At 67.4% G+C, this 25,146-nt stretch carries 29 protein-coding genes and 2 tRNA genes; 13 read left to right on the forward strand and 18 right to left on the reverse strand.

What is annotated here, in order from left to right:
• Positions 1-238: 238 nt before the first annotated feature.
• On the forward strand, positions 239-1,387 hold the full coding sequence (locus GGR11_RS08705; RefSeq protein WP_183196288.1) for a GNAT family protein: 1,149 nt from the start codon (positions 239-241) through the stop codon (positions 1,385-1,387).
• A gap of 28 nt (positions 1,388-1,415) precedes the next feature.
• Here GGR11_RS08705 and mscL read toward each other — a convergent pair whose 3' ends face one another.
• From mscL to aroA, 7 genes are all read right to left on the reverse strand, one after another.
• On the reverse strand, positions 1,416-1,832 hold the full coding sequence (gene mscL, locus GGR11_RS08710; protein ID WP_183196289.1) for a large-conductance mechanosensitive channel protein MscL: 417 nt from the start codon (positions 1,830-1,832) through the stop codon (positions 1,416-1,418).
• 34 nt (positions 1,833-1,866) lie between these two features.
• Positions 1,867-2,157, reverse strand: coding sequence for an integration host factor subunit beta (locus GGR11_RS08715; RefSeq protein ID WP_035307045.1), 291 nt, complete (start codon positions 2,155-2,157; stop codon positions 1,867-1,869).
• Between the two features lie 244 nt (positions 2,158-2,401).
• Positions 2,402-4,105 carry a 30S ribosomal protein S1 gene (gene rpsA, locus GGR11_RS08720; RefSeq protein ID WP_183196290.1) on the reverse strand — a complete coding sequence of 568 codons (1,704 nt, stop codon included), beginning with the start codon at positions 4,103-4,105 and terminating at the stop codon, positions 2,402-2,404.
• 159 nt (positions 4,106-4,264) lie between these two features.
• A complete protein-coding gene (gene cmk, locus GGR11_RS08725) occupies positions 4,265-4,909 on the reverse strand; it encodes a (d)CMP kinase (protein ID WP_183196291.1) in 645 nt (214 codons plus the stop codon).
• The gene (locus GGR11_RS08730; RefSeq protein ID WP_008262856.1) at positions 4,909-5,217 is read right to left on the reverse strand and encodes an addiction module antidote protein; all 309 of its coding nucleotides are present in this window, start codon (positions 5,215-5,217) and stop codon (positions 4,909-4,911) included. Before GGR11_RS08730 ends, cmk begins: the two co-directional genes overlap by 1 nt.
• Positions 5,210-5,524, reverse strand: coding sequence for a type II toxin-antitoxin system RelE/ParE family toxin (locus GGR11_RS08735; RefSeq protein ID WP_183196292.1), 315 nt, complete (start codon positions 5,522-5,524; stop codon positions 5,210-5,212). Before GGR11_RS08735 ends, GGR11_RS08730 begins: the two co-directional genes overlap by 8 nt.
• 13 nt (positions 5,525-5,537) lie before the next feature.
• Positions 5,538-6,845: a 3-phosphoshikimate 1-carboxyvinyltransferase gene (aroA, locus tag GGR11_RS08740; protein WP_183196293.1), complete on the reverse strand. Its 1,308-nt coding sequence runs from the start codon at positions 6,843-6,845 to the stop codon at positions 5,538-5,540.
• Between the two features lie 124 nt (positions 6,846-6,969).
• Between aroA and GGR11_RS08745 the strand changes: the two genes are divergently transcribed.
• The 3 genes from GGR11_RS08745 to GGR11_RS08755 all read left to right on the forward strand — a co-directional run bounded on the left by GGR11_RS08745 (position 6,970) and on the right by GGR11_RS08755 (position 8,882).
• On the forward strand, positions 6,970-7,428 hold the full coding sequence (locus GGR11_RS08745; RefSeq protein ID WP_008261678.1) for a TIGR02300 family protein: 459 nt from the start codon (positions 6,970-6,972) through the stop codon (positions 7,426-7,428).
• 219 nt (positions 7,429-7,647) lie between these two features.
• Positions 7,648-7,723, forward strand: a tRNA-Ala gene (locus GGR11_RS08750).
• An 82-nt stretch (positions 7,724-7,805) separates the two neighbouring features.
• Positions 7,806-8,882 carry a mechanosensitive ion channel family protein gene (locus GGR11_RS08755; RefSeq protein WP_183196294.1) on the forward strand — a complete coding sequence of 359 codons (1,077 nt, stop codon included), beginning with the start codon at positions 7,806-7,808 and terminating at the stop codon, positions 8,880-8,882.
• 45 nt (positions 8,883-8,927) lie between these two features.
• On the opposite strand, the gene GGR11_RS08760 is transcribed toward GGR11_RS08755, so the two are convergent.
• Complete coding sequence (locus GGR11_RS08760) at positions 8,928-11,066, reverse strand: malate synthase G (RefSeq protein ID WP_183196295.1); 2,139 nt, start codon at positions 11,064-11,066, stop codon at positions 8,928-8,930.
• A 158-nt stretch (positions 11,067-11,224) separates the two neighbouring features.
• Here GGR11_RS08760 and GGR11_RS08765 point away from each other — a divergent pair, with 158 nt between their 5' ends.
• Positions 11,225-11,878: a DUF1345 domain-containing protein gene (locus tag GGR11_RS08765; protein WP_183196296.1), complete on the forward strand. Its 654-nt coding sequence runs from the start codon at positions 11,225-11,227 to the stop codon at positions 11,876-11,878.
• Between the two features lie 122 nt (positions 11,879-12,000).
• The gene (locus GGR11_RS08770; protein ID WP_183196297.1) at positions 12,001-12,375 is read left to right on the forward strand and encodes a hypothetical protein; all 375 of its coding nucleotides are present in this window, start codon (positions 12,001-12,003) and stop codon (positions 12,373-12,375) included.
• 93 nt (positions 12,376-12,468) lie between these two features.
• On the opposite strand, the gene GGR11_RS08775 is transcribed toward GGR11_RS08770, so the two are convergent.
• On the reverse strand, positions 12,469-12,624 hold the full coding sequence (locus GGR11_RS08775; RefSeq protein ID WP_164952699.1) for a hypothetical protein: 156 nt from the start codon (positions 12,622-12,624) through the stop codon (positions 12,469-12,471).
• Between the two features lie 232 nt (positions 12,625-12,856).
• Between GGR11_RS08775 and GGR11_RS08780 the strand changes: the two genes are divergently transcribed.
• Together GGR11_RS08780 and GGR11_RS08785 are read left to right on the forward strand one after the other, a co-directional pair.
• Positions 12,857-14,461 (forward strand): tetratricopeptide repeat protein, encoded by a 1,605-nt coding sequence (locus tag GGR11_RS08780; RefSeq protein WP_183196298.1) that lies wholly within the window; start codon positions 12,857-12,859, stop codon positions 14,459-14,461.
• A gap of 31 nt (positions 14,462-14,492) precedes the next feature.
• A complete protein-coding gene (locus GGR11_RS08785) occupies positions 14,493-16,157 on the forward strand; it encodes a peptide chain release factor 3 (RefSeq protein ID WP_183196299.1) in 1,665 nt (554 codons plus the stop codon).
• Here GGR11_RS08785 and GGR11_RS08790 read toward each other — a convergent pair.
• Complete coding sequence (locus GGR11_RS08790) at positions 16,154-16,771, reverse strand: SCO family protein (protein ID WP_183196300.1); 618 nt, start codon at positions 16,769-16,771, stop codon at positions 16,154-16,156. The two genes, GGR11_RS08785 and GGR11_RS08790, sit on opposite strands and share 4 nt — an antisense overlap.
• 119 nt (positions 16,772-16,890) lie before the next feature.
• Between GGR11_RS08790 and GGR11_RS08795 the strand changes: the two genes are divergently transcribed.
• The 3 genes from GGR11_RS08795 to GGR11_RS08805 all read left to right on the forward strand — a co-directional run bounded on the left by GGR11_RS08795 (position 16,891) and on the right by GGR11_RS08805 (position 19,316).
• On the forward strand, positions 16,891-18,321 hold the full coding sequence (locus GGR11_RS08795; protein ID WP_183196301.1) for an ActS/PrrB/RegB family redox-sensitive histidine kinase: 1,431 nt from the start codon (positions 16,891-16,893) through the stop codon (positions 18,319-18,321).
• Positions 18,322-18,430: 109 nt separating this feature from the next.
• Positions 18,431-18,988, forward strand: a complete 558-nt coding sequence (locus GGR11_RS08800) for an ActR/PrrA/RegA family redox response regulator transcription factor (RefSeq protein WP_183196302.1) — start codon at positions 18,431-18,433, stop codon at positions 18,986-18,988.
• Between the two features lie 97 nt (positions 18,989-19,085).
• Positions 19,086-19,316: a hypothetical protein gene (locus tag GGR11_RS08805; RefSeq protein WP_183196303.1), complete on the forward strand. Its 231-nt coding sequence runs from the start codon at positions 19,086-19,088 to the stop codon at positions 19,314-19,316.
• A gap of 23 nt (positions 19,317-19,339) precedes the next feature.
• On the opposite strand, the gene GGR11_RS08810 is transcribed toward GGR11_RS08805, so the two are convergent.
• Positions 19,340-19,414 (reverse strand) — tRNA-Gly (locus tag GGR11_RS08810).
• Between the two features lie 85 nt (positions 19,415-19,499).
• Between GGR11_RS08810 and GGR11_RS16890 the strand changes: the two genes are divergently transcribed.
• Positions 19,500-19,634, forward strand: coding sequence for a hypothetical protein (locus GGR11_RS16890; RefSeq protein WP_281380155.1), 135 nt, complete (start codon positions 19,500-19,502; stop codon positions 19,632-19,634).
• 19 nt (positions 19,635-19,653) lie between these two features.
• Here GGR11_RS16890 and GGR11_RS08815 read toward each other — a convergent pair whose 3' ends face one another.
• From GGR11_RS08815 to GGR11_RS08845, 7 genes are all read right to left on the reverse strand, one after another.
• Positions 19,654-20,625, reverse strand: coding sequence for a TraB/GumN family protein (locus GGR11_RS08815; RefSeq protein ID WP_183196304.1), 972 nt, complete (start codon positions 20,623-20,625; stop codon positions 19,654-19,656).
• Positions 20,626-20,669: 44 nt separating this feature from the next.
• A complete protein-coding gene (locus tag GGR11_RS08820) occupies positions 20,670-21,323 on the reverse strand; it encodes a hypothetical protein (RefSeq protein WP_183196305.1) in 654 nt (217 codons plus the stop codon).
• Entirely contained in the window at positions 21,320-21,523 is a 204-nt protein-coding gene (locus GGR11_RS08825) for a helix-turn-helix transcriptional regulator (protein ID WP_183196306.1), read from the reverse strand. The genes GGR11_RS08820 and GGR11_RS08825 overlap by 4 nt, the downstream gene beginning before the upstream one ends.
• A gap of 10 nt (positions 21,524-21,533) precedes the next feature.
• Positions 21,534-21,998, reverse strand: a complete 465-nt coding sequence (locus GGR11_RS08830; RefSeq protein WP_183196307.1) for a hypothetical protein — start codon at positions 21,996-21,998, stop codon at positions 21,534-21,536.
• Positions 21,999-22,079: 81 nt separating this feature from the next.
• Entirely contained in the window at positions 22,080-23,294 is a 1,215-nt protein-coding gene (locus GGR11_RS08835) for a DNA recombination protein RmuC (RefSeq protein ID WP_183196308.1), read from the reverse strand.
• A 51-nt stretch (positions 23,295-23,345) separates the two neighbouring features.
• A complete protein-coding gene (gene recR / locus GGR11_RS08840) occupies positions 23,346-23,963 on the reverse strand; it encodes a recombination mediator RecR (RefSeq protein WP_183196309.1) in 618 nt (205 codons plus the stop codon).
• On the reverse strand, positions 23,963-24,292 hold the full coding sequence (locus GGR11_RS08845) for a YbaB/EbfC family nucleoid-associated protein (protein ID WP_183196310.1): 330 nt from the start codon (positions 24,290-24,292) through the stop codon (positions 23,963-23,965). Before GGR11_RS08845 ends, recR begins: the two co-directional genes overlap by 1 nt.
• Positions 24,293-24,472: 180 nt before the next feature.
• Between GGR11_RS08845 and GGR11_RS08850 the strand changes: the two genes are divergently transcribed.
• A complete protein-coding gene (locus tag GGR11_RS08850; protein ID WP_183196311.1) occupies positions 24,473-25,087 on the forward strand; it encodes a malonic semialdehyde reductase in 615 nt (204 codons plus the stop codon).
• Positions 25,088-25,146 lie beyond the last annotated feature (59 nt).

Below are 25,146 nucleotides of genomic sequence, written 5' to 3' on the forward strand. Positions count from 1 at the left end.
GAAAGTCTTGCGAGGCGCCAGCGCCCCCCCATCCGTCGCTGTCAACGGCTCACTCCCAACTGCCGCGCCGCAACTGGGCGCGCGAAAGGCGCATACCCAGCACAGCAGGCAAATGCGAACAAGTGTTAAGGCTGTCGCGCCCCCTCCCTTCACTGTCAGACAACGTCCATTTTGGCGCGGCTTCTGCACTGTGCGCCCTCGAGCAGCAGTCCCGGTTTCATTATGGGAAGGAGCGCCAATGTCCGTGCGACCCATCCGCAGATCCGACTACGAGGCCCTGAACCGGCTGCATCGTCAGGTCGGATGGCCGGAGCGATCGCAGGCGGGGTGGCGCTGGCTGGAGGACAATCCGGCGCGGCGCGACATCGACGCGCCCTTCGGCTGGGTCGTCGCCGATCGACAGGACGAACCGGTCGCCATGCTGGGCAATCTGATCCAAAGGTTCTGCAAGGACGATGAACGCCTGTACGCGGCGACGGGCTTTTCCATCATCGTGCCGCCGGAGCGCGCCGGCGCCAGCCGCTATCTGATCAAGGCGATCCTGGCTCAGCCCAACCTGTTCGCCTGCTACACGCTGAACGCCAATCCGCGCTCGGCGCCGCTTTATAAGCTGTTTGGCTTCCAGCCCGGACCGATGCAGACCCACGCCCTGAAACTGTCCTGGGTGGTGGATCCGGCGACCTGTCTGAAAGGCCGTCTGCTGCGGCGCCTGCTGGGCGGGATTTCGGCGGAGCAGGCCCGACGTCTGGGCGAGCCCTTGATGAATGCGCGTCTGTTCCAGCCTCCGCGCCTGAAACTGCCGGACGATGTCGTCGTGCTGCGCGATGTCACGGGAAACTCGCCCTATGCCGACTTCTGGCGTGCGCTGACGGCCGAGGGGCGGCTGCTGGCGGACCGGGGACCGGAGATCATGGCCTGGCGCCTGTCCGACCCGGACCAGACCTTGCCGCCCATACTGCTGGGGCGGGTGCGCGACGGCCGACTGGTCGGCACGGCGACGGCGATGATGACCAAGACCAGCCTGATCGAGCCGCCGTGTCTCGACATCATCGACCTGACGGCGCTGAAGACGGCCCCCGAAGCGATCGAAGTCCTGACGGGCGTCCTGATCGACAATGCACGGGCGCTGGGCGCAGCCAAGGTGCGGTTGCAGGTCACCAATCCGGACATTCTGGACCAGCTCGGCGCCCTGACCCCCAAGGCGCGACGCGAAGGCGGCTGGGGCCATTGTCACGCGCGGGTCGATGATCCGGTTCTGGCCGAAACCTGGGCGCCGACGCCGTTCGACGGCGACTATGCCGTCTGCGCGCGCGCCGTACCAGCGCCCCGCGCCCAGCACGCGGCGGTCCGCGTCTCAGCGGTCCAGGGTCAGTTCTGGAAGGCCTAACCGCGCAGGGCCGGCGGTGGATTCGGCCTCAGGGCCGCGCCTTCAGCTCGTCGCGAATCTCGATCAGCAGGGATTCGATCGGCGTGGGGGCCGAGGGGGCCGGATCGGGCTTGGCCGCCTCCTGGCGCCGCATGCTGTTGACGCCCTTGACCACCAGGAAGACCACGAAGGCGACGATCAGGAACTGGATCACGGTGTTGGCGAAGGCGCCGTACTGGATCGCGACCTTCTCGACCGCCTCGGTCGCCGGGTTCTCGCGTCGCAGCACCCATTCCAGCTCGGAAAAGTCGATGCCGCCGGTCAACAGGCCGATGGGGGGCATGACGACCTGATCAACCAGGCTCTTGACGATGCCGTTGAAGGCCGCGCCGATGATCACCCCGACCGCCAGATCGACGACGTTCCCCTTGACCGCGAACTCGCGGAACTCGGACAGCAGGCTCATTCGCAAATTCTCTTGGTAGTCAGGACGTGGAGATTCAGGCGTCGCCGGACGCGTTCAGACGCTCGCGCAGTTCCTTGCCGCTCTTAAAGAAGGGCACGGCCTTGGCCGGCACCTCGACCGTCTCGCCGGTGCGCGGATTGCGACCCAGGCGCGCCGGACGGGACCGAACCGAAAAGGCGCCGAAGCCGCGCAACTCGACCCGGCCGCCCTCGGACAAGGCCCCGGTCATCTTGCCGAGGATGACATTCACCAGCCGCTCCACCTCCGCATGGGTCAGGTGGGTGTTCTCGGCCGCCAGCTTTTCGATCAGTTCAGACTTGATCATCAGGGCCCCTGCCAGCTCGCGATCGACAGGCCAGCGCCCGCCGACGATCCAGAAGCCGCACCCTAACCCCCGCTCGCCGCGTGAAAAAGCCCTTATCCGACAAGGATGGGCGGCATTCGCATGATTTATGTCCGGTTCCGCTCATGCCGGTGCGCCAAAAAGAGAAAAGGGCGGCGGGATCGCTCCCGCCGCCCTCATCTTTTTACGCTAACGCGGAGCGCGCGGCGCTCCGCGGCTTGAGCGCCTACTCCTTGGTGCCGGCGTTCTTCAGCGCGGCGCCCAGGATGTCGCCCAGCGAAGCACCGGAGTCGGACGAGCCGAACTGTTCGATGGCTTCCTGTTCGTCCTTCATTTCCAGCGCCTTGATCGACACCGAGACGCGGCGCGAGGCCTTGTCCACGGCGGTGATCATGGCGTCGATGCGATCGCCGACGGCGAAGCGTTCCGGACGTTGCTCGTTGCGATCACGCGACAGGTCCGACTTGCGGACGAAGGCCGTGACCGGCGCGTCGTCTTCACCGAACTTGACCTCGATGCCGCCGGTCTCGATCGACGAGACGGTGACGGTGATCTGCTGGCCGCGACGATAGGTGTCGCCCTCGCCGATCGGATCGCCGCCGAGTTGCTTGATGCCCAGCGAAACGCGTTCCTTCTCGACGTCGACGTCCAGGACCTTGGCCTTGACCATTTCGCCCTTGCGGTAGCGCTGGATGGCTTCTTCACCCGAGACCGACCAGTCGAGGTCGGACAGGTGCACCATGCCGTCGATGTCGTTGTCCAGGCCGATGAACAGGCCGAACTCGGTGGCGTTCTTGACTTCGCCCTCGACGGTCGAACCGATCGGGTTGTTGGCGACGAAGGCGTCCCACGGATTGTCCTGAGCCTGTTTCAGGCCCAGCGAGATGCGGCGCTTGGAGGCGTCGACGTCCAGGACCACGACGTCGACTTCCTGCGAGGTCGAGACGATCTTGCCGGGGTGGACGTTCTTCTTGGTCCAGGACATTTCCGAGACGTGCACCAGGCCCTCGACCCCGGCTTCCAGCTCCACGAAGGCGCCGTAGTCGGTGATGTTGGTGATGCGGCCCGTGTACTTGGCGCCGACCGGATACTTGGCTTCCACGCCGTCCCAGGGGTCCGACTGCAGTTGCTTCATGCCCAGCGAGATACGTTGGGTGTCCGGGTTGATCTTGACGATCTGGACCTTGACGGTGTCGCCGACGGCGAGAACCTGCGACGGGTGCGAGACGCGCTTCCACGACATGTCGGTGACGTGCAGCAGGCCGTCGATGCCGCCCAGGTCCACGAACGCGCCGTAGTCGGTGATGTTCTTGACCACGCCTTCGCGGACTTCGCCCTCTTGCAGCTGGCCGACCAGCTCGGTGCGCTGTTCGGCGCGGGCTTCTTCCAGGATGGCGCGGCGCGAGACGACGATATTGCCGCGCGGACGGTCCATCTTCAGGATCTGGAACGGTTGTTCCTTGCCCATCAGCGGGCCGACGTCGCGCACCGGACGGATGTCCACCTGCGAGCCGGGCAGGAAGGCCGAGGCGCCGCCCAGGTCGACGGTGAAGCCGCCCTTGACGCGACCGACGATGGCGCCGTTGACCGGCTGGCCTTCGGCGAACACGACTTCCAGACGGGTCCAGGCTTCCTCGCGGCGGGCCTTGTCACGGCTGATGACGGCTTCGCCCAGGGCGTTCTCGACGCGCTCCAGGTAAACCTCGACGTTGTCGCCGACCTTCGGCAGCTTGGCGTCTTCGCCCTGGCCGAATTCGCGCATCGAGATGCGGCCTTCGGTCTTCAGGCCGACGTCGATGATGACGATGTCTTTTTCGATGCCGACGACGCGGCCGTGAACGACCTGGCCTTCGCCGAAGTCGCGACCCTGAAGTTGTTCGTCGAGCAGCGCGGCGAAATCGTCGCGCGAGGGAGTGAGGGTGTCAGTCATGAAGCTTTGAAGCATTCCGTAGGGGCTATGGCGCATGACCGGACGGCCCCGCGCGAGGTGGAAATGAGGGATAGGCAGGTCGTCAGGATGCGAGGCCGTTCAGAACGATCAAAACGCCCGCGGAAGCCGAGGATGGACGCGTTGGATTTGCAAAACCGGTCAGAGACCGTGTTTCACGCGCGCCGCCTCGACGATACGGCGGGCCGCATCGAAGGCCGCCTCTATACCCATGTCGGTGGTATCCAGCAAGACCGCGTCTTCGGCCTGGACCATCGGCGCCGCGCCGCGACCGGCGTCGCGCTCGTCCCGGCGCTGAATGTCGGCCAGCATCTCGTCGAAGCCGATGTCGAAGCCGCGCGCCGTCAACTGTTTCCAGCGGCGGTCGGCCCGGGTCTCAGGCGCGGCGGTGACGAACAGTTTGGCGGGTGCGTCAGGCGCGATCACCGTGCCGATGTCGCGCCCGTCCAGCACGGCGCCGCCGGCCTGGGCCGCAAAGGCCTGCTGCAGGTCCAGCAGGGCGGCGCGCACGCCGGGATGGCCGGCGACGCGGCTGGCCGCCTCGCCCGCCTCGCCGGTGGTCAGGCGGGGGTCTTCGGACACGTCGGCGGCGTCCAGGGATCGGGCGACCTGGGTCGCGGCCGCCTCGTCGTCCAGCGAACCGCCGGCCTCCAGAAGTTTGACGCCCACGGCGCGGTACAGCAGGCCGGTGTCCAGGTGCGGCAGGCCATAGGTCCGCGCCAGCCGCGCGGCGATGGTGCCCTTGCCCGAGGCGGCCGGGCCGTCGACGGCGATGATCAGCGACATCAGGCGGCGGAGTCCACGCGAACGGGGGCGAGGCGAAGCCCTAGGGCCTGCATCACCTTGAAGATGGTCGAAAGCTCGGGCCGCCCCTCTTCGCTGAGCGCCCGATAGAGGGCCGTGCGCGACAGGTCCGCGTCCCGCGCCATCTGGGTCATGCCCTTGGCCCGGGCGACGACACCGAGGGCGTTGGTGATGATGCGCGGATCGCCGAGCTCGGCGGCGTCTTCGAACGAGGAGACCAGATACTCTTCCACCGCCTCGGGCGTGTTCAGGTAACGGGCGGGATCGAATTCGATCAGGGGCTCAGTCATTTCGATACTCCTCAGCCAGCCGTTTCGCCTCGACAATGTCGCGGTCCTGGCTCGACTTGTCGCCTCCAGCCAGCAGAATGACCCAGGCGTCGTTCTTCTTAGTCGCATACAGACGATAACCGGGTCCGTAGGCGATCCTCAGTTCGCTGACGCCCTCGCCCACCGGCTTCACATCGCCCCAATGACCGCCGGACAGTCGTTCGAGACGGGTCGTGATCCGAGCGACCGCCCTCTGGTCGCGAAGCCTGAGAAGCCAGCGATCAAAAACCGGCGTGAACGTCAGCCTGATAGCCGCATTGTCGTCCATGGGCGACATTTCGTCAAGCGATCCGCCCGCCCAGGCCGTTCATCATCTCGACGAAACCGGGGAAGCTGGTGGCGATCATGCCGGGCTCGTCAACCGAGACAGGCTGATCGGCGGCCAGTCCCAGGACCAGATGGCTCATGGCGATGCGGTGATCGTGGGCGGTGTGGACAACAGCGCCGCCCGGGACGGGACCGCCAGTGACGATGAAGCCCTCCGGCTCCTCCTCGACCTGGACGCCGCAGGCCCGCAGGCCCTCGACCATCAGCGAGATCCGGTCGCTTTCCTTGACCCGCATCTCGCCGACGCCGCGCATGACGGTGACGCCGTCGGCGAAGGCCGCCGTCGCGGCCAGGATCGGATACTCGTCGATCATCGAGGCGGCGCGGGCTTCCGGCACGACCACGCCCTTCAGGGTCGAATAACGGGCGGTGATGTCGCCGACGTCCTCGCCGCCCGCCTGACGCCGGTTGGTGATGGTCAGGTCCGCGCCCATTTCGATCCAGGTGTCGAACAGGCCGGTGCGCAGGGCGTTCAGCATCACCCCCTCGACCGTCACCACCGAGCCCGGAACCACAAGGCCCGCCGCCAGGGGGAAGGCGGCCGAGGACGGATCGCCAAGCACGGCGACGAAGGTTCCGGTCAGGGCCTGACCACCCTTCAACGTGACGGTCCAACCCTCGCCCACCTCCTCCACGCCGACCTCGGCGCCGAAGGCGCGCAGCATGCGTTCGGTGTGGTCGCGGCTCTTTTCGGGCTCCGTCACCGAGGTGACGCCCTGGGCGTTCAGCCCGGCCAGCAGGATGGCCGACTTGACCTGGGCCGAAGCCACGGCCTGCACATAGTCGATGGAGGCGAGGGTCCCGCCGGTCAGGGCGACCGGGAGCCGGTCCTCGGCCGCCTGCCAGTCGAACCGGGCGCCCATGTCGGCCAAAGGGCCGGTGACGCGCTTCATCGGCCGCTTCCGCAGCGAGGCGTCGCCGTCAAAGGTGGCCGTCAGCGGATAACCGGCCGCCGCCCCCATCAGCAGGCGCACTCCGGTGCCGGCGTTGCCGCAGTCGATCACGGATGCGGGGGTTCTGAAGCCCCCCGCCCCTTCGATCCGCCATTTGCCGTCGCCCGTCCGCTGGACCTTGGCGCCGAAGGCTTCAACCGCGCGGGCGGTGGCCAGGACGTCGTCGCCTTCCAGCAAACCCTCGACGTCGGTGACGCCCGAGGCCATGCCGCCCAGAATCATCGAGCGGTGTGACATTGACTTGTCGCCGGGCGCGCGGACCGTTCCGGCAAGGGCGTCAGAGCGTCTGGCGGTCAGTTGAGACGGCATATTCACCCGCTTCAGGCTGTGTTGGGGAGGGAGCCGCGCGGGCGGCGCGAAAGACAGCTTTTGACAGCGGCTCCTAGGGGTGGCAAGGGACCGCCCCGAATTCAACCCGTTGAAGGTTCCAAACGTGGCCAATCCCGAACTGGGCGCCAAACAGGTTTGCCCGAACTGCCAGGCTAAGTTCTACGACCTGAACCGCCGCCCCGCACACTGCCCCAAATGCGCGACCGACTTCGATCCCGAAGAGGCGCTGAAGCTGCGCAGCCGTCGCGTTCGTCCCGGCTATCCCGCCGACGACGAAGAGACCGAAGATCAGGTCAAGGACAAGAAGGCCGAGTCCGACGAGGACGAGGAAGAAGAGATCCGGGCTCCGGAGATCGACGAGGAAGGCCATGAGCCGATCCTGACGCCGGACGACGATGACGACGACGCCCCTGCTGACGCCTCCGAAGAAGCCGGCATGGGCGCCACCGACGGCGACGACGACCTGGCGGACGACGATGACGACTCCGTGCCGTTCATCGAAGACGACGATGATGACTCCATCGAGGACGAGATCGCCAAGCCGTCGCGCGACGACGACTGATCTTTCTTGTTGCGTCCGCCGCATTTCCCGCTAGGAACTGCGGCGGACGGTCGATTTCAGCCCCCTTTTGGTTTGAAATCGCTGTGCTTTTTCGCTTCCGGAACCGATGCGAAAATAAATGTCGAAACGGGCTTGATCGCAAAAAAGCTCTGACATAGGTTCCGCCGCCTCGCCGGGGGCCATCGCAAGATGAACCGGGCGGACCAGACCGCAAGGTCCGGGGCTTTAGCTCAGTTGGTAGAGCGCTTGCATGGCATGCAAGAGGTCAGCGGTTCGACTCCGCTAAGCTCCACCAGTTTCCAGAAGCCCGGCTGTGAAAACAGCCGGGCTTCGTTGCTTTCTGGAACCTGAGCCGTTCGCCGCGCGCTTGCGCCCTTATGACATCCCCCATCCAAGCCGGCCTCGAATCCCTCGACGACACCCAGATCGTTCGGGTGGCGGGCGCGAGCATCACTGTCGGCGGCCTGGTCAGCGCCCTGGTCATCCTGCTGATCGCCCTGATCGTCGCGCGGCTGGTGACGCGCACCCTGCGGCGGGTGCGCGAACGGTCAGAGCGCAGCCGCCAGGCCCTGTACCTGCTGGAGCGTCTGTCGGGTTACGCCGTCATCATCGTCGGCGTCATGTCGGCCCTGTCGGCGGCAGGGCTGAACCTGTCGTCGCTGGCGGTCTTCGCCGGCGCGGTGGGCATCGGCGTCGGCCTGGGCCTGCAGGGGGTGGTCAAGGAGTTTGTGTCCGGCCTGTTCCTGATCTTCGACCGGATGGTGTCGGTCGGAGACTATATCGAGATCGAGGACATCGGCATTCGCGGCGCCATCATGGAGATCGGGCCGCGCGCGACGCGGGTGCGGACCAATGACAACGTCAATGTCCTGGTGCCGAACTCGCGCTTCATCGAGCAGCCGGTGACCAACTGGACGCTGAAGGGCGACACCCGGCGCATCCATATCCCCTTCGCCGTCGCCTATGGATCGGACCGGGGCAGGGTGCGCGAGGCGGTTCTGGCCTGCGCCCGGGCCAGCCCCTTCACCCTGCCCGAGACCGAGGCGCGCAAGAGCCAGGTCTGGCTGGTGGGGTTCGGCGACAAGGGGCTGGAGTTCGAACTGCTGGTCTGGCCGACACGCGAGGCGGTGAAGCGGCCGGCGGCCATGCACGCCGCATACACCTGGCTGATCGCCGACGCCCTGGACGGCGCCGGGATCGAGGTGCCCTTCCCCCAGACCGACCTTCGGATCCGCAGCGCCTTCGGCCTGGAGGGCGACGACGCTCTGGGGCGGCTGGGCTATGGCCGGGGCGCCCGCCCGGCGACGGCGGCGACCGTCACGCCCCAGGCCCAGCCCTCTGTCTCCGCTTCGGGCGCCAGCAACGACGCCGCCGAGGACCTGATGATGGCCGAAGATGAGGACGGCCCCCTGGAACCGGCGCCCGGCCTGCCGCCGGGACGGACGGGGGGCTAAACCACCGCCCCGTCACCCTCGGGCTCGTCCCAAGGGTGACGGATTTTAATGCTGGGCCTTGGCCCTCAGCCGGTAGGCGTGAAGCAACGGCTCGGTATAGCCGTTCGGCTGGGCCGCGCCCTCGAACACCAGGGCGCGGGCGGCCTGGTAGGCCAGGCTGGCGGCGGGATCGGGGGCCATGGGGCGATAGAGCGGGTCGCCGGCGTTCTGGGCGTCGACCTTGGCCGCCATCCGCAGGAAGGCCGCATCCACCTGATCGGGGGTGCAGACGCCGTGCAGCAGCCAGTTGGCGATATGCTGCGAACTGATCCGCAGCGTGGCTCGGTCTTCCATCAGGCCGATGTCGTGGATATCGGGCACCTTGGAACAGCCGACGCCCTGGTCGATCCAGCGGACGACATAGCCGAGGATGCCCTGGGCGTTGTTGTCCAGCTCGGCAGCCACCTCCTCCTCGGACCAGTTGATCCCGTTGGCCAAAGGCGGTGTCAGCAGATCGTCCAGACCCGGCGTCGGTCGGCTCGCCACCTCGGCCTGGACGGCGAAGACATCCACCGCATGATAATGCAGGGCGTGCAGGGTGGCGGCGGTCGGCGACGGGGTCCAGGCGGTGTTGGCGCCGGTGCGGGGATGGGCGATCTTCTGCTCCAGCATGTCGGCCATCCGGTCCGGCGCGGCCCACATGCCCTTGCCGATCTGGGCCTTGCCGGACAGGCCGCATTTCAGGCCGATGGCGACGTTGCGCGCCTCATAGGCCGTGATCCAGGCGCTGGACTTGATGTCGGCCTTTCGCACCACCGGCCCAGCCTGCATGGCGGTGTGGATCTCGTCGCCGGTGCGGTCCAGGAAGCCGGTGTTGATGAAGACGATCCGGTCCTTCACCGCCTGGATACAGGCCGCCAGATTGGCCGAGGTGCGGCGTTCCTCGTCCATCACCCCGACCTTGATGCTGTGGCGCGGCAGGGCCAGCAGGTCCTCGACCGCGTCGAACAGCCGGTCGGTGAAGCCGGCCTCGTCCGGTCCGTGCATCTTCGGCTTGACGATATAGACCGAGCCCGTCGCGCTGTTGCCGAAGGCGCCGCACCCCTTGATGTCGTAAAGCGCGATCAGGCTGGTGACGACGGCGTCCATGATCCCCTCTGGCGCGTCCGACCCGTCGGCCAGGCGGATGGCGGGCGTGGTCATCAGATGGCCGACGTTGCGCACGAAGAGCAGGCTTCGGCCCTTCAGGGTCACGTCGCCGCCGTGGGGCGCGGTCCAGCGGCGGTCGGGCTCCAGCGTGCGGGTCAGGGTTTCGCCGCCCTTCCTGAAGGTGGCGGACAGGTCGCCCCGCATCAGGCCCAGCCAGTTGCGATAGGCCTCGACCTTGTCGACGGCGTCCACGGCCGCGACCGAGTCCTCCAGATCGACGATGGTGGTCAGGGCCGATTCAAGCACGACATCGGCCTGACCCGCCGGATCGGAGCCGCCGACCGGGTGGGACGGGTCGATCACCAGTTCGATGTGCAGACCGTTATGCGCCAGCAGGATGGAGGCGGGCGAGGCCGGGTCCCCCGCGAAGCCGATGAACTGGGCCGGGTCCTTCAGGGCGGGCGTGAGTGCGCCGTCGACGATCGACCAGCCGGCGACATCGGCATGCGAGCCCTGCGCCAGAGGCGCCGCCTGATCCAGAAACGCCTTGGCGCGGGCCACGACGCGGGCTCCGCGGGCCGCATCATAGCCGCCGCCGGTCGGCAGGTCGCCCAAGGCGTCGGTGCCGTAGAGAGCGTCGTACAGGCTGCCCCAGCGGGCGTTGGCTGCGTTCAGCAGGAAACGGGCGTTCAACACCGGCACCACCAGCTGCGGCCCGGCCATGGCGGCGATCTCGGCGTCCACGCCTGTCGTGCCGATGGCGAAGGTGGCCGGCTCCTCGACCAGATAGCCGATCTCGCGCAGGAAGGCCTGGGACGCTGCGACATCATAAGGCTGGCCCTTGCGGGCGGCGTGCCAGGCGTCGATCTGAGCCTGAAGATCGTCACGGTGGGCAAGCAGGGCGCGGTTCTCCGGTGTGAACCGGGCGAATACATCCGCCGCGCCGAACCAGAAGTCCGCCGGATCTAGGCCCAGACCCGGCAATACGTCCTGCTCGATCAGGGCCGCGAGCTCGGCCGCGACCTTCAACCCGGCGCGATCTTCATAGGACGTCATGGCGGCCTTTCTCCGGCGCGACGCCGGACCTGTAACAATGCGTGATCACGCTAAGCCGACCCAAGGACGCTCCGCAAGGGTCACGTCGCGTCAGCCCCTTCGCTTTTCGTCTAAGCCGCTCGCTTGCGGTCCGCGCAGGGGGCGTCATGATCCGTTTCATGAGCCTGTTTCGCCCCCTTCGCCTGTACGGCGTCCTGTTTTCCAGCCTGGGGGTGGTGATCCTGGTCACCCTGTTGGTTCCGGCCGGTGAAAACGCGCTGACCCGAGTGGCCTATGGCTGGATCGCGGGGGTCGCGGTCTTCATCGCCGCCACCCTGACCCGGATGGCCCTGGCGCAGGACGCCAACGCCATTCGCCGGCGCGCGGCGGCCTTGGATCAGACCGGTGGCGCCGTTCTGCCCCTCAGCCTGGTGGCGGCGGTCGCCAGTATCGTGGTGGTGGTTGGCGAAGCCGTTCAGCGCGGCGGCTCGCCGATCCGCGACAGCCTGCTGGCCCTGGGGACGGTGGCTCTGTCCTGGACCTTCATCCACCTGATCTTCACCCTGCACTACGCCCACGCCTTCTATCAGCACGGCGATCACGGCAAGGACCGCGGCGGCCTGATCTTCCCCGGCGAGACCGAACCCGACTACTGGGACTTCCTGCATTTCGCCCTGATCATCGGGGTGGCGTCCCAGACGGCGGATGTTCAGATCGCCGACCGGGGCATCCGTCGGCTGTCGACCGTGCACAGCCTGACCGCCTTTGTTTTCAACACGGTGATCCTGGCCTTGGCGGTGAATCTGGCGGTCGGATTGGTGGGCGTTTCGTAGAATTCCCGGATCGCCCGGTCAGAAAGGCTTAACCGCGTCCGTGAACGGGACCGCAAGCGACTGGGGCGTAAGGCTGTGTGTACGGACGACCTCCCGTCCGGATCGCAAGAAGCGTCTCGCCCATGCTGTTTCTTCTGAACGACGTCGTGTTCGACCTGGACGAGGCCTGTCCGGTCACGCCCGCCGACGCGCGCCGGTTCGAGAAGCTGGGCTTCGACTATGTGCTGGAACTGGGCTGCGAACTGTTCGCCCAGGACCCGCTGCTGCACCGCAACGATCCCGGCCGCGCGCGCCGTCTGGCCTGGCTGATCGCCGAGCGCAGCCCCGAGGTCAACGCCGCCCTGTTCGCCGCGCCGACAGCCGCCTGCAATCCCGACCTGGTCGAGCCGCGCTTCTGCACCCTGCCCGACGTGGTGATGAGGCAACTGCAGGAGAAGGGCCGCCGGCTGGACGCGATCGCGGCGGATCGCGCCGTGTGGAACCGTCTGGCCGCCTGACCGTCTCCGCTCATCGTCTGAGGCGGATCCCCAGACGCCTGCTTATTCCGTGAAGCGACCGATCAAACGGCCGCGCCAAATGTCGTCGCGCCTTCAGAACGCCGTGAACAAGGCGTGGACGACGGCCGCTGCGGCGAAGATGAAGCCGAAGCCGATCACCAGTCCGAAAGCGGGGTGCAGCCTGTGCGGACGCTCGAATTTCGAACGGTCGAGACCGACGGCGCGGTCCTCAGGATGGATAACAGCCATCGTCATTTCCTTTCCCTATGGTCCCGGATCGATCCGGGAGAGAAGCGCCGGGCTCTGACGGCCTGATCGTCTCCTCAGACCCGACAATGACTCCAATAGCCCCTTATGGCGAGGGGTTATTTGATGTGGCGCAAATCGCGCAGCCGTCCGTTGAAATCAAGGCGGGACATCCGACAACGCCTTTACGGAAAGGCGCAACCTCTGCGACAAGTCGTGGGGAGTGGAGGGGATTATGGGCCTGTCAGATTTGCGCGCAGGCGTCGCGGGCGCCTTGGCCGCGCTTGGCCTCATGGCGACGGCGCCGATGGCGCACGCCGATTGGCTGAGGGCCGAAAGCGAGCGGTTCATCGTTTATAGCGACGGCAGCGAACGGGCTTTACGGGAGTATGTCCAGAAGCTGGAAACCTTCGACCGCGTCCTGAGATTCCGGACGAGCCTACCCATCGGGGACGCGCCGCCGCGAAAGCTCCCGATCTATCTCGTCTCCAATCGTCGGGGGCTGACTCAGGTCCACCCCAGCACTGCGCAACACGTGGTGGGAACCTATTTCCCGACGGAGGAGGACATCTTCGCCGTCGCGATCCGCAGTGGGACCGGCGTAGGCCTGGATGGAGACGCCGTCCTGCTGCACGAGTATGTCCATCACTTCATGCTGGGGATGCCGGCCGCCTATCCCAGCTGGTTTGTGGAAGGATTCGCCGAATACTACGCCACGGCCAAGATCAAGGACGACGACGTCCTGTTAGGCAGCGCCAGCGCCAATCGCGCCTATTGGCTGTTGAACGAAAGCTGGATTCCGCTGGAGACCCTGCTGCGATCCAATCCGAGCGAAGTGCGCTCGAACCAGCGTTCCACCTATTATCCCGTCGCTTGGCTGCTGACGCATTGGTTCATGAGCGACGAAGCGCGCAGGCGGCAGTTGCAGGCCTATCTGACAGCGGTCGGCGAGGGTGAAGACCCGGTCCAGGCCATGGAAGACGCGACAGGCATGGGCTTGGCGGATCTGCGCACCGCCTTGCGAAGCTACACCCGGACACGCCTGACCGGCACGCGCGTCGTGGGCCATTTTCCGGCGACCGAGGTGACCGTCGTCCGTCTTCCTAAGTCAGCCAATGATTTGCTGCTGATCAATCAACGGCTGAAGGTGGGCGTGCCGAAGGACGATCGCGAAGCCTTGGGTCAAGAGGTCGCCCGCATCGCGGCGGAATATGGGGATGATCCGTTGGCCCTGATCGCGGCAGGCCATGCGGGCATGCATTTCGGCGATCGACCGGCCGGAGAGCGCGCCCTGCTGCGCCTGATCGAGCTTCAGCCTGATCATGTCGAGGCGCTGCGATTCCTGGCGCAGGAAAAACTGCGACAGGCGCGCGAGGCCGAAGACCCCGCCGTGGAGATCGGTTTGAAGCGGGAAGCCCGCGCATATCTCGCCCGAGCCTATGCGGCCGGCGACAACGACTATCAGACCCTGATGCTGATGACGGACCTACGCCGGGATCAACCTGACTATCCGAGCGACAACGACATGCTGGCGATGGGGCTGACCCTGGATCGAGCGCCGCAGCTGGCGAGCGTCCGTTTCGGTTATGCCGCCGCGCTGTCCCGCAGGAACGAGACGGAGCAGGCCATCGCCATCCTGCGCCCCCTGACCAATGATCCGCACGGGGGCGCCGCTTCCGAGTTCGCGGAGCGGATGGTCGCCGCCCTGGAAGCCGGCCAGGCCCTGCCGGAGACGAAGGAAGACGCCGAGGCGCCGCAGATCAGCGAATCCGAACCGGAAGAGCCCGAAACCTCCCCTGCCGACACCCCGGAAACCGCCCCCGCGTCCGCCGACAAGTGACTTTCGAGGCGGGGCGGGGTAGTCGCGCACCATGTCCACCCTGCCCCTGACCGAAGACACCACCAAAAGCTCCAGAACCCTGGCCGCCGAGGCGGCCCGCCGCCGGACCTTCGCCATCATCGCCCACCCGGATGCGGGCAAGACGACCCTGACCGAGCATATCCTGCTGGCCGGCGGCGCCATTCGCGCGGCCGGGGCCGTGCGGGCGCGGGGCGAGAACCGGCGGACCCGGTCCGACTGGATGAAGATCGAGAAGGAGCGCGGGATTTCGGTCAGCGCCTCGGTCATGACGTTCGAGCACGACGGCAAGATGTTCAACCTGCTCGATACGCCGGGGCACGAGGACTTCTCCGAAGACACCTATCGCACCCTGACCGCCGCCGACTGCGCCATCATGGTGCTGGACGCCGCCAAGGGGATCGAGCCGCAGACGCTGAAACTGTTCGAGGTCTGCCGCCTGCGCGACATCCCGATCATCACCTTCATCAACAAGCTGGACCGCGAGGCCCAGGACCCGATGACCCTGCTGGACGACATCGCATCGCGGCTGCAACTCGACCCGGCCCCCATCTGGTGGCCGGCCGAGAGCGGCAATCGCCTGCGCGGCATGGTCGAGGTCGGGACCGGCCGGTTCCAGCCCTATACGCGCAAGATCGCCGGTTCAGCCGAGGATCCCGACCACCCCGCCGCCCTGCCGCTGGACCAGGCGGCCCAGTATTTCGAGGCGGGCGAGCAGGACAATCTGGCCGAGGCGGTCGAACTGGTCGAGGGCGGCTATCCGGCCTTTGACCGTCAGGCCTTCCTGGAGGGCCATATGACGCCGGTCCTGTGGGGTTCGGCCCTGCGCCACTTCGGCATCGACGAACTGCTGAAGGCCATCGGCGACTGGGCTCCGGCGCCCAAGACGATGAAGGCCAAGAAGGAATCCCCGCCCGAGACCCGCAATGCTCCGCCTCCCGTCGAGACGGTCGTCGAGCCCGGCGCCGACGAGGTCACCGGCTTCGTCTTCAAGGTCCAGGCCAATATGGACCCCAACCACCGCGATCGGATCGCCATGTTCCGCATGGCCTCGGGCGCTTTCAAGCGCGGCATGAAGCTGAAGGTGCAGAACACGGGCAAGTCCCTGTCGGTCAATGCGCCGATCATGTTCTTCGCCAGCGACCGCGAACTGGCCGACGACGCCTTCGCCGGCGACGTGATCGGCATTCCGAACCACGGCGTGTTGCGCGTCGGCGACAGCCTGTCGGAGAGCGGCGTGGTGCGCTTCGCCGGCCTGCCCAACTTCGCACCGGAAATTCTGCAACGCGTGCGGGTCAAGGATCCGCTGAAGGCCAAACACCTGAAGAAGGCGCTGGACGGTCTGGCCGAAGAGGGCGTGACCCAGCTGTTCCGGCCCGAGATCGGCTCGGACTTCATCGTCGGCGCCGTAGGCCAGCTGCAGTTCGAGGTCATGGCCGACCGTCTGGGCGAGGAATACGGCCTGGACGTCATCTTCGAGCCCAGCCCCTACGCCGAAGCCCGCTGGGTCAACGGCTCGGATGCAGATATAGAGGACTTCTCGGGCAAATACCGACCCCAGATGGCCCGCGACATCGACCAGGCCCCGGTCTTCCTGGCCAAGTCCAGCTGGGAGACCGGCTATGTCGGCGAACGCTTCTCCAAGATCGCCTTCACCAAGACCAGGGAGCGGGGTTAGCCTCGCGCCATCGCGTCCTCGATGATCGTCGTCGACTTGTCCGGCCCCAGGCCATAGGCGACGGCGGTGCGGAACTTGCCGTCCGGGCCCATCAGATAGACCGTCAGCGAGTGGTTCATCGTATAGCCGTCGCCCTCGCCGACCTTCTCGTAATAGGCGCGATAGGCCTTGGCCGCCTGGGCGACCTGTTCCGGCGTGCCCGTCAGGCCGATGGTCCCCTTGGGGAAGCCGTCTGAGGACAGATAGTCCTTCAGTTGCTGGGGCGTGTCGCGTTCGGGGTCGATGCTGACAAAGACGATCTGGAGGTCGTCCGCCTTGTCGCCCAGCCGCTGCTGCACCGCGGCCATTTCGGCCAACGTGGTGGGGCAGAACTCGGGGCAATAGGTGAAGCCGAAGAAGACTAGGCTCCATTTGCCGTTCAGCATCGTCTGATCGACGGGCGCCCCGTCCTGGTTCACCAGTTGGAAGTCGCCGCCGACCAGCGGCTGGCCGGTGGAGGAGACGTCGGCCGTCGCAGGGCTACGGCCGGACACCACCACCACGGTGACGATGGCCAGGGCGGCGGCGATGGCGATACAGGCGCCTGCAAACAGCAGGATGGAACGACGCGGCATGACGACCTCTGACGAAAAACTCAGACCCGGTCTATAGAAGGCCCGTGACATCGACAGAAGACCGCATCGCGCCGCATGGGCCCCCGGCCCCTTCAGAGGGGAGTCTGTCCGGCGCTTCCTTGACCGACGCCGGCCTGTCCGGAGCGGGTTGGCGCGAGGCGCCGCGGCGGGGACGCGGCTTTTCTCTGCGGACCCTGATTGTCCTGCGCTGGCTGACGATTCTGGGCCAGAGCGTGGCCATATTGACGGCGTCGCAGGGCCTGCACTTCCCACTGCCTTTGTGGCCCTGCCTGATCGTCATCGCCGTCAGCGCGGCGGTCAATGTCGGGGCCATGGCGCGGGTGAGACGGCTGGAGGCCAGCCTGCCGGACGGGCGAACCACGGCCGTCCATCTGGGGTTCGACATCTTCCAGCTGGGCCTGCTGCTGGGCCTGACCGGCGGGCTGGAGAACCCCTTCTGCCTGCTGCTGGTGGCGCCGGTGACGATCGCCGCGGCGGCCCTGCCGGCCCGCCAGGCCCTGTTGCTGGGCCTGCTGGCCCTGATCGCGGTCGGGGTGCTGTTCTTCTGGTCCGAGCCCCTGCCCTGGCGCGCCCACGAGAATTTCCACCTGCCCCTGCTCTATCGGCTCGGCATGGCCATGGCCCTGGTGACCGGGGTGGTGTTCACCGCCGGCTACGCCTGGCGGGTGGCGGCCGACGCCGAGAAGCTGGAACTGGCCCTGGCCACGACCCAGGACGTGCTGCAGCGCGAGCAGAGGCTGGCGGCCCTGGGCGGGCTGGCGGCGGCGGCGGCGCACGAACTGGGCACGCCGCTGGCGACCATCCAGGTCGTGGCCAAGGAGCTTCAGCGCGCCTCGGCCCCCGACAGCGACGCGGCCGAGGACGCCGCCCTGATCCTGCAACAGGCCGAGCGGTGCCGGGGCATACTGACCCAGTTGTCGCAACAGCCCGAGGGCGACGACGCCCTGTACGCCGACGTCGCCCTGAAGGCCCTGCTGGAAGAGGTGGTGGAGCCGCACCGGGGCTTCGATCTGAACTTCGAGGTTCTGGTCAAGACCCCGCCCGGCCAGCCCGCGCCGCGCGTGCGCCGGATGCCCGAGGTGGTCCACGGCCTGTCGACCCTGGTCGAGAACGCCGCCGACTTCGCCGCCTCCACCGTGCGGGTCCAGGCCTTGGTCGACGCCGGCTGGATCGAGATCGCCATCCTGGACGACGGCCCCGGCTTCGCCAGCGACATCCTGCCCCGGCTGGGCGAGCCCTATGTGACCAGCCGCCCCCAGGGCAAGGCGCGCCTGGCCCTGGCCGCCCAGATCGCCGCCGCCACGTCCCGGCGGCGCAACACCGGGGCCGAGACGCCCATCGCCCCCAGCCAGGGCGGCATGGGCCTGGGCTTCTTCATCGCCCGCACCCTGCTGGAGCGGACCGGGGGGGTGGTCAGCGTCGGCCAGGGTCTGCCGCGGCTCGAAGTCCCCTCCGACGCCCGCAGCCCTGCGCGCGGCGCCCGCGTGGCGGTGCGGTGGGCGCGCCCGGCCCTGGAGGTGGCGGCGTGAAAGGGTCCAGTCCCGCCCAACCTGCGTATTGGGTCGAAGAGTCGCAGGGTTGAACCCTGGCCTTGACCCCGACCCGCCCCGCCCCGACTTGAACCGGCAGGAGAGACCCATGCCCGAGATAGACGCCCGTATCGCCGCCCTGCCCGACAAGTCCCTGCTGCTGCTGGACGACGACCAGGCCCTGCGCACCCGAATGGGGCGGGCGCTTGAGGCCCGCGGCTTCGAGGTGACGACCGCCGAGTCCGTCGCCGAGGCCACCCGGTTGCTGCGCGACAAGGCCCCGGCCTTCGCCGTGCTGGACATGCGGCTGGAGGACGGCAACGGCCTGAAGGTCGTCGAGGCGGTGCGCGAACGGCGCGCGGACGCCCGCATCGTCATGCTGACCGGCTATGGCGCCATCGCCACGGCCGTGGCCGCAGTCAAGGCCGGGGCCGTCGACTATCTGTCCAAGCCCGCCGACGCCGACGACGTGGTCAAGGCCCTGCTGGCCACCGCCGACGAGGCGCCCGAGCCGCCGGACAATCCGATGAGCGCCGACCGGGTGCGCTGGGAACATATCCAGCGCGTCTATGAACTGTGTGACCACAATGTCTCGGAGACTGCACGCCGTCTGGGCATGCACCGCCGCACCCTGCAACGCATCCTGGCCAAGCGCGCCCCGCGCTGAGCCGGGCGGCCGCCCCGCCCCCGACCTGAGCTGATCCACGGGTGGCCGCAAAATTGCGTCACGCCGGACCAGCTTCTCGCTTTGGGACGGATCAGGCATGGCCGCGCAACACACCGATTTCGCCCTGCATCTGGCTGAGGTCCGCCCCGGCCTGTGGAACTGGCGCGTGCTGGGCGATGACGGCGAAGCGGCCGTGACCGGCGACACGACCACGAAAGAGACCGCCTACCAACAAGGCGAACTGTTCCGCCGCTATCTGTGCCGTTTCAGCGCGGAGCGAGGCGCCTCCGGCCGTTCGGCCAGGCTCGGTCCCGCACCTCTGCGCTGATCGTCAAGACGAGGGCGGGTGTCTGGAGCGGGCGATGGGAATCGAACCCACGACATTCAGCTTGGGAAGCTGACGTTCTACCTCTGAACTACGCCCGCGCGACGCCTTCCTTAGACGCAGCGCTGGCGCGGCTCAAGACGGCAGGGCAAGGTTGCGGGGACTGTTGTGGCGCGGAGCGGGCGGATGAGGCGGGGCAAGGACAGGCGCGGGCTGGAAGGCCTCGGCCTCGGCTTCGGCTGTCTGGCGGTCGCGATCCTGGCGGCGGGGATCGCGGCGGCGTCCTGGGTGATCTTCGCCTGGGGCGTCAATCAGGCCTGAGCGCCGCCGCCCGTTACAACTACTCGACGCTTTCGACGGCGACGCCGCGCGACTTCAGGATCGACTGGACGCTGTCGTCGCCGGTCAGGTGGGCGGCGCCCACAGCGATGAAGGCGGTGCCGGAGCCCTGGAGCTGGGCCTGAATCTGGTCGGCCCAGTCGGTGTTCCGGTCGACCAGCAGCACCTTGTACAGTTCCGGGGCGTCCGCCTTCATGTCCTCGACGACGATCTTGTCCAGAGCCTGGACGTCGCCCTTGGCCCAGGCCTCGACCATGGCGTCGAGCAGGACCACCGCCTGGTCGAAGTCCTTCAGCGTTTCGCGCAGGAACGCCAGCTGGACGTCATCCGGCAGGGTGGCCAGCATGCCGATCTGGTCCTCCAGGGTCTCGAAGCCGTGGATGGGCTTGCCGGCGGCCTCAGCGCGCGCCTTCAGCGCCAGTTCGACGCCCGACTGGGGATCGTAGCCTGCCTTCACGAGGGGGGCGACCGAGAGGGAGAGGGCGGCCAGCCAGGGTTTCAGCGGATCCAGCTGGGCGGCGGAAGCGCCGATGGTCTTGGCGGCGACGTCCAGCTGGGCCAGTTCCTCGGCCGTCAGGCGGCTGGACAGGGGCGCCTGGGGCGACAGGCCGTATTGCTGGATCAGAGGCACCATCGCGGCCTGGTCGTCGGGATTGCTGATCTCGAACCAGATATCCGAGGCGCTGTCGAAGGCGGCCTGGACGCGCGGGCTGTTCCAGCCGGTGGTCGGGCGCAGCACGTGGATGGAGCCGAACAGATACAGGGTCGAGTCCGCATCCTTGACCACCCACAGGGCCGGGCCCTGGCCCTGAATGGCGGGCGCCGCGGCGGGGGCTGGAGCCGGGGCGGCCTGGGCCAGGGCCTGGGCGGGGGCGCCGGCGATGGCGAAGACCAGGGCCAGGCCGGCGGCGACGCCGACGGCGCCCTGAGCCAGATTGGAGACGGAGGACTTCAGGCGTTTCGACAGAGTCATGGTTGTTTCCTTTGGTTGAAAGCGAAGTGAAGAAAGCGAGCGCCTCAGGCGAGACCGCGACGGGCGGACACGACGGCGGAGACGAACAGGTAAAGGGTCATCAGGACGGCGTAGACGTCCCAGGCGGTGAGGGGCGGAAGCAGGCTGAGCCGCTCGGCCGCCGCCCACAGGAAGAGCAGGCCCTGGCCCAGGAAGAAGGTCGCGGTGGCGGCCTCCAGGGTCGTGCGGCGCAGCAGTTCATCGACGCCGCGCCACATCCTGATGTTCAGCACCGTATGAAGGGCGAACAGCAGAATGATCAGGCCCATCGCCAGGCCGCCGGCCAGTCCCGCCAGAGCGAAGACCAGGGGCAGCAGCAGGATGAAGCCGGAGAAGCCAAGGACCGCCGCCTGGAAGCGGGCCTGACCGATCTCCTCGGGCGAGGCGGGCTCTTCCAGATGATACATCCGGGCCAGACGACGCGGGTCCAGACTGATGACCATGACCGCGCCGGCGCCGATCATCAGGGCGATTCCAGTCAAGGCCGCCAGAGCGTCTGACCATCTCAGGTCCAGGCCGTCCAGGGCGTCCGGCCCGATCAGCTGGGGTAGGAGCGTTCGGCCGAAGACATAGCCGGCGGCGCCCATGACCGCGCCGAAGCCTAGGCCGACCAGCAGACGACGCGTCAGGTGGGGATTTTTGGGGGAAGACACGGTCATCCGTCGTTCTCCTGTTCCGAAAAAATGGATTCGATCGGTTGTTCGAAGATGCGGGCGATCTTGAAGGCCAGCGGCAGGGACGGGTCGTAGCGACCGGTCTCCAGCGCATTGACGGTCTGGCGCGAGACGCCCAGCAGTTCGGCGAGATGGGCCTGAGACCAGTCGCGCTCGGCCCGCAGCACCTTGAGGCGGTTATTCATGGTTCAGCCCTCAACGGCGTTTCCACCACCACCAGGCCCAGGCGACGCCGTAGCCGAGCAGCATGAGGCTGATCAGCGCCCAGGCCCCCATGGCCGCATAGGCCATCGGATCTGTACGACCGAAGAACCAATCGGGCAGGCGCCAGTCGGCGGTTTGCGGCAAGACCCCCATCATCAGGATGGGCATGGCGGCGAGCAGACCCACGGATCCACCCCAGAACCAGGCGGACTTGTGCGCTTCCCGCGCTGCTTCGTCGATCACGCGCATCCAACGCACGCTCACCACCAGAGCGAAGACCATGCCCGCCACGCCCAAGACGGCGATGCCGACCAACTCGAAGGGCGCGATCTGCGCAGCGAGCGCCGGATCGGAGGCTTCAATATGGCCCACCCATCCGCCGGCGAGGCCGGCGACGAAGCCGAGCAAAAGCATGCCCCCGAGGTAGAACAGTACGGACTTCAAACGCGGGCTCATGTCGCCCCTCCTTGTCTTTATGACAAGGTCACTTTACCTCCGTCACCCCGACTGTCAAGCACCCTTGTCAAAGAGACAAGCTCAGTTGTCTGAGGGGCCCGTCAGTTCCGGCCGGGTGATGGTGCGCGGCTGGGTCTCGACCTGGGCCAGGGCGGGGATCTCCTTGCCTTCGTGATCCACCTGCAGATCCTCGAACCGGCGGGCGGAGACCATGACCTGGCTCTCCAGCGAACCGACGAACTGGTTGTACTTGCCGACCGCCTGATCCAGCGCCCGCCCGACCGCCGAGGCGTGCCCGCCCATGACCGACAGCCGCTTGTAGAGTTCGCGCCCCAGGGCGGCGACCTTGTCGGCGTTGGCCGCCTGTTCCTCGGCCCGCCAGCCATAGGCCACGGCCTTGCACAGGGCGAACAGGGTGGAGGGGGTGGCGATGACGACCCGCGATTCCATCGCGTCCGACAGCAGGTCCGGCGCATGGTCCAGGGCGGTGGCCAGGAAGCTGTCGCCCGGAACGAACAGGACGACGAAATCGGGGCTGGGCTTGAACTGGTCCTGATAGGCCTTGGACGACAGCTGGCGCACATGGGTCTTCAGGCTGGCGGCGATGCGCAGGCCGACCGAGCGGGCGCGCGCCTCCTCGTCGCCCTCCTCGTCGTCAAAGGCCAGGGGCACCTTGGCGTCGATCACGAACAGACCGCCGCCCGGCAGGCGCACCAGGAAGTCTGGGCGGTTCTGCCGCCCCTCGTCATCGGCGCTGGAGGTCTGTTCGGTGAAGTCGAACCGGCCGGCCATGCCGGCGGCCTCCAGCACATTGCGGCAGGTCTGTTCGCCCCAGCGACCGCGCCGGCCGGTGTTGCCGCGCAGGGCCTCAGTCAGTTTGCGCGCCTCGTCCCGCGTCGCTGACGACGCGACCATCAGGGCCGCCAGTTGCTCGCGCAGGCCCCCGGTCTCCTCGGCCCGGGTCTTCTCCAGCGCCGCCACATGCTCCTGAAACTTGGTCAGGGTGTCGGCCACCGGCTTCAGCTGGGCCGCCATACGCTCGCGCGCCAGCTGGTCCTGGGCGCGGAAGGTCTCGGTCGCGCGACTGACCATCTGGTCCGCCACCACCTGGGCCGACTGGGCCGCCTGGGCCTTCAGCAGCTCGCCCATGGTGACCCGGCTCTCCTCGACCAGATCAATCCGCGCCAGGGCCGCCGACAGCGCCCCCTGTGCTCTTTGCCACCCCATGAAGGCCCACAGGAAACCGCCCCCCAAGGCGGCGGCGAGAACGGCGAGGATCAGCGCGAGCATGTTCATGCTCCGTTCCTAGCGGGAGTCGGCGGAACGGAAAAGCCGCCAGCGGCGTCTTTACGCCGGCCGGCGCGCCCGCATGGCTTGAACAATGGTGCCGTCGTCCAGCCAGTCCAGTTCGCCGCCCACCGGCACGCCGCGCGCCAGGGAGGTGACCTCGACGTCTGGCCCGGAAATCCGTTCGGCGACATAATGGGCCGTGGTCTGGCCGTCAACGGTGGCGGGCAGGGCCAGGACGACCTCGCGCACAGCCCCGCCCCCCTCGTTCTGGTGTCTGACCCGGCCGACCAGTTCGGCGATGCGCAGATGCTCGGGGCCGACCCCGTCCAGGGCCGACAACAGGCCGCCCAGCACATGATATTTGCCGCGGAAGGCGCCGGACCGCTCCATGGCCCACAGGGCGCCGGCCTCCTCGACCACGCAGATCAGGCCGTTGTCGCGCGATCCGTCGGAACAGATGGCGCAGGGGTCGCGCGTGTCGGGCGCGCCGCAGACCGAACAGGACACCACCTTCTCGGCCGTCTCGGCCAGGGACGCCGCCAGCGGCACAAGCAATTGCTCGCGCCGCTTCAGCAGGGCCAGGGCCGCGCGCCGGGCCGAGCGCGGACCCAGGCCCGGAAGCTTGGCGAGAAGGGAGATGAGCCGTTCGATCTCCGGCCCGGCGGAGGCGGCCATCAGAACAGTTTCGGCATTCCGGGAATATTCATCCCGGCCATCGGACCTGCGGCTTCCCGCATCAGGGCGTTGTTGACCTCGTCCAGCTTGCGCTTGGCGTCGGCGTGGGCGGCCACGATCAGGTCCGCCAGAATCTCGCCCTCGCCCGGCGACAACAGGCTGTCGTCGATCTTGATCGCGGTGATCTCGCCCGCGCCTTTCAGCGCCACGCTCACCAGCCCGCCGCCCGAGGAACCCTCGGCGGAAGTTTCGGCCATCTTCGCCTGGGCGTCCTGCAGCTTTTGCTGCATCGCCTGGGCCTGCTGCATCAGTTGGGTCAGATCTTTCATTCCCCCTAGATAAGACGAAGACCGGCGGTGCGACAGGGGTGTTTCGCACATCCCGTTTGTCACGGCGCACGGATAGGCGCGCGATCGGAAACGATGGATTGCGACATCTGCACTTGCAACAGTTGCTGAAGTGATTAAATCAGCACCTGCACTTGTTGCTTTTGTAGTCAGGACGCCCCCATGGCCTATGATTCTGTCACCCAACGCGACGCCCCGCTGTCGGACGCCGCCCTGTCGCAACTCTTCACCGAGGCGCGCACCCGCAACGCCTGGAGCGACCGCCCCGTCGCGCCGGACCTGTTGCGCCAACTGTATGACCTGACCAAGTTCGGCCCCACCGCCGTCAACGCCAGCCCGGCCCGTTTTGTCTTCGTCACCTCGCCCGAGGCCAAGGCGCGCCTGATCCCGCTGATGAGCGAGGGCAATCGCGCCAAGACCCAGCAGGCGCCGGTGAACCTGATCATCGGCCAGGACATCGACTTCCACGAGCATCTGGACGCCCTGTTCCCGCATGCGCCGGGGGCCAAGGCCTGGTTCGGCGACGAGACCGGCCGCCGCGAGACCGCCTTCCGCAACGCCTCGCTTCAGGGCGGATACCTGACCATCGCCGCCCGGGCCCTGGGCCTGGACGTCGGCCCCATGTCCGGCTTCGACGCAGCGGCGGTGAAGGCGGAGTTCTTCCCCGACAGCAATGTCGAGCCGAACTATATCCTCAACCTGGGTTACGGCACCGACGAGAACCTGTTCCCGCGCTCGCCGCGCCTGTCGTTCGAAGAGGCCGCGAAGATCCTCTGATCCAGCTTAACCACCCAAGAAAAACGGGGCGGCCTGCGCAGGCCGCCCCGATTCAATTC

The organism is Brevundimonas mediterranea (assembly GCF_014196125.1).
Taxonomy (GTDB): domain Bacteria; phylum Pseudomonadota; class Alphaproteobacteria; order Caulobacterales; family Caulobacteraceae; genus Brevundimonas; species Brevundimonas mediterranea.

Excerpts from the sequence above, each read along its gene's own strand:
- GGR11_RS08705 (WP_183196288.1), top strand. The coding sequence starts at position 239 with ATGTCCGTGCGACCCATCCGCAGATCCGACTACGAGGCCCTGAACCGG.
- mscL (WP_183196289.1), bottom strand. The coding sequence starts at position 1,832 with ATGAGCCTGCTGTCCGAGTTCCGCGAGTTCGCGGTCAAGGGGAACGTC.
- GGR11_RS08715 (WP_035307045.1), bottom strand. The coding sequence starts at position 2,157 with ATGATCAAGTCTGAACTGATCGAAAAGCTGGCGGCCGAGAACACCCAC.
- rpsA (WP_183196290.1), bottom strand. The coding sequence starts at position 4,105 with ATGACTGACACCCTCACTCCCTCGCGCGACGATTTCGCCGCGCTGCTC.
- cmk (WP_183196291.1), bottom strand. The coding sequence starts at position 4,909 with ATGTCGCTGATCATCGCCGTCGACGGCCCGGCCGCCTCGGGCAAGGGC.
- GGR11_RS08730 (WP_008262856.1), bottom strand. The coding sequence starts at position 5,217 with ATGACTGAGCCCCTGATCGAATTCGATCCCGCCCGTTACCTGAACACG.
- GGR11_RS08735 (WP_183196292.1), bottom strand. The coding sequence starts at position 5,524 with ATGGACGACAATGCGGCTATCAGGCTGACGTTCACGCCGGTTTTTGAT.
- aroA (WP_183196293.1), bottom strand. The coding sequence starts at position 6,845 with ATGCCGTCTCAACTGACCGCCAGACGCTCTGACGCCCTTGCCGGAACG.
- GGR11_RS08755 (WP_183196294.1), top strand. The coding sequence starts at position 7,806 with ATGACATCCCCCATCCAAGCCGGCCTCGAATCCCTCGACGACACCCAG.
- GGR11_RS08760 (WP_183196295.1), bottom strand. The coding sequence starts at position 11,066 with ATGACGTCCTATGAAGATCGCGCCGGGTTGAAGGTCGCGGCCGAGCTC.
- GGR11_RS08765 (WP_183196296.1), top strand. The coding sequence starts at position 11,225 with ATGAGCCTGTTTCGCCCCCTTCGCCTGTACGGCGTCCTGTTTTCCAGC.
- GGR11_RS08770 (WP_183196297.1), top strand. The coding sequence starts at position 12,001 with ATGCTGTTTCTTCTGAACGACGTCGTGTTCGACCTGGACGAGGCCTGT.
- GGR11_RS08775 (WP_164952699.1), bottom strand. The coding sequence starts at position 12,624 with ATGGCTGTTATCCATCCTGAGGACCGCGCCGTCGGTCTCGACCGTTCG.
- GGR11_RS08780 (WP_183196298.1), top strand. The coding sequence starts at position 12,857 with ATGGGCCTGTCAGATTTGCGCGCAGGCGTCGCGGGCGCCTTGGCCGCG.
- GGR11_RS08785 (WP_183196299.1), top strand. The coding sequence starts at position 14,493 with ATGTCCACCCTGCCCCTGACCGAAGACACCACCAAAAGCTCCAGAACC.
- GGR11_RS08790 (WP_183196300.1), bottom strand. The coding sequence starts at position 16,771 with ATGCCGCGTCGTTCCATCCTGCTGTTTGCAGGCGCCTGTATCGCCATC.
- GGR11_RS08800 (WP_183196302.1), top strand. The coding sequence starts at position 18,431 with ATGCCCGAGATAGACGCCCGTATCGCCGCCCTGCCCGACAAGTCCCTG.
- GGR11_RS08805 (WP_183196303.1), top strand. The coding sequence starts at position 19,086 with ATGGCCGCGCAACACACCGATTTCGCCCTGCATCTGGCTGAGGTCCGC.
- GGR11_RS16890 (WP_281380155.1), top strand. The coding sequence starts at position 19,500 with ATGAGGCGGGGCAAGGACAGGCGCGGGCTGGAAGGCCTCGGCCTCGGC.
- GGR11_RS08815 (WP_183196304.1), bottom strand. The coding sequence starts at position 20,625 with ATGACTCTGTCGAAACGCCTGAAGTCCTCCGTCTCCAATCTGGCTCAG.
- GGR11_RS08820 (WP_183196305.1), bottom strand. The coding sequence starts at position 21,323 with ATGACCGTGTCTTCCCCCAAAAATCCCCACCTGACGCGTCGTCTGCTG.
- GGR11_RS08825 (WP_183196306.1), bottom strand. The coding sequence starts at position 21,523 with ATGAATAACCGCCTCAAGGTGCTGCGGGCCGAGCGCGACTGGTCTCAG.
- GGR11_RS08830 (WP_183196307.1), bottom strand. The coding sequence starts at position 21,998 with ATGAGCCCGCGTTTGAAGTCCGTACTGTTCTACCTCGGGGGCATGCTT.
- GGR11_RS08835 (WP_183196308.1), bottom strand. The coding sequence starts at position 23,294 with ATGAACATGCTCGCGCTGATCCTCGCCGTTCTCGCCGCCGCCTTGGGG.
- recR (WP_183196309.1), bottom strand. The coding sequence starts at position 23,963 with ATGGCCGCCTCCGCCGGGCCGGAGATCGAACGGCTCATCTCCCTTCTC.
- GGR11_RS08845 (WP_183196310.1), bottom strand. The coding sequence starts at position 24,292 with ATGAAAGATCTGACCCAACTGATGCAGCAGGCCCAGGCGATGCAGCAA.
- GGR11_RS08850 (WP_183196311.1), top strand. The coding sequence starts at position 24,473 with ATGGCCTATGATTCTGTCACCCAACGCGACGCCCCGCTGTCGGACGCC.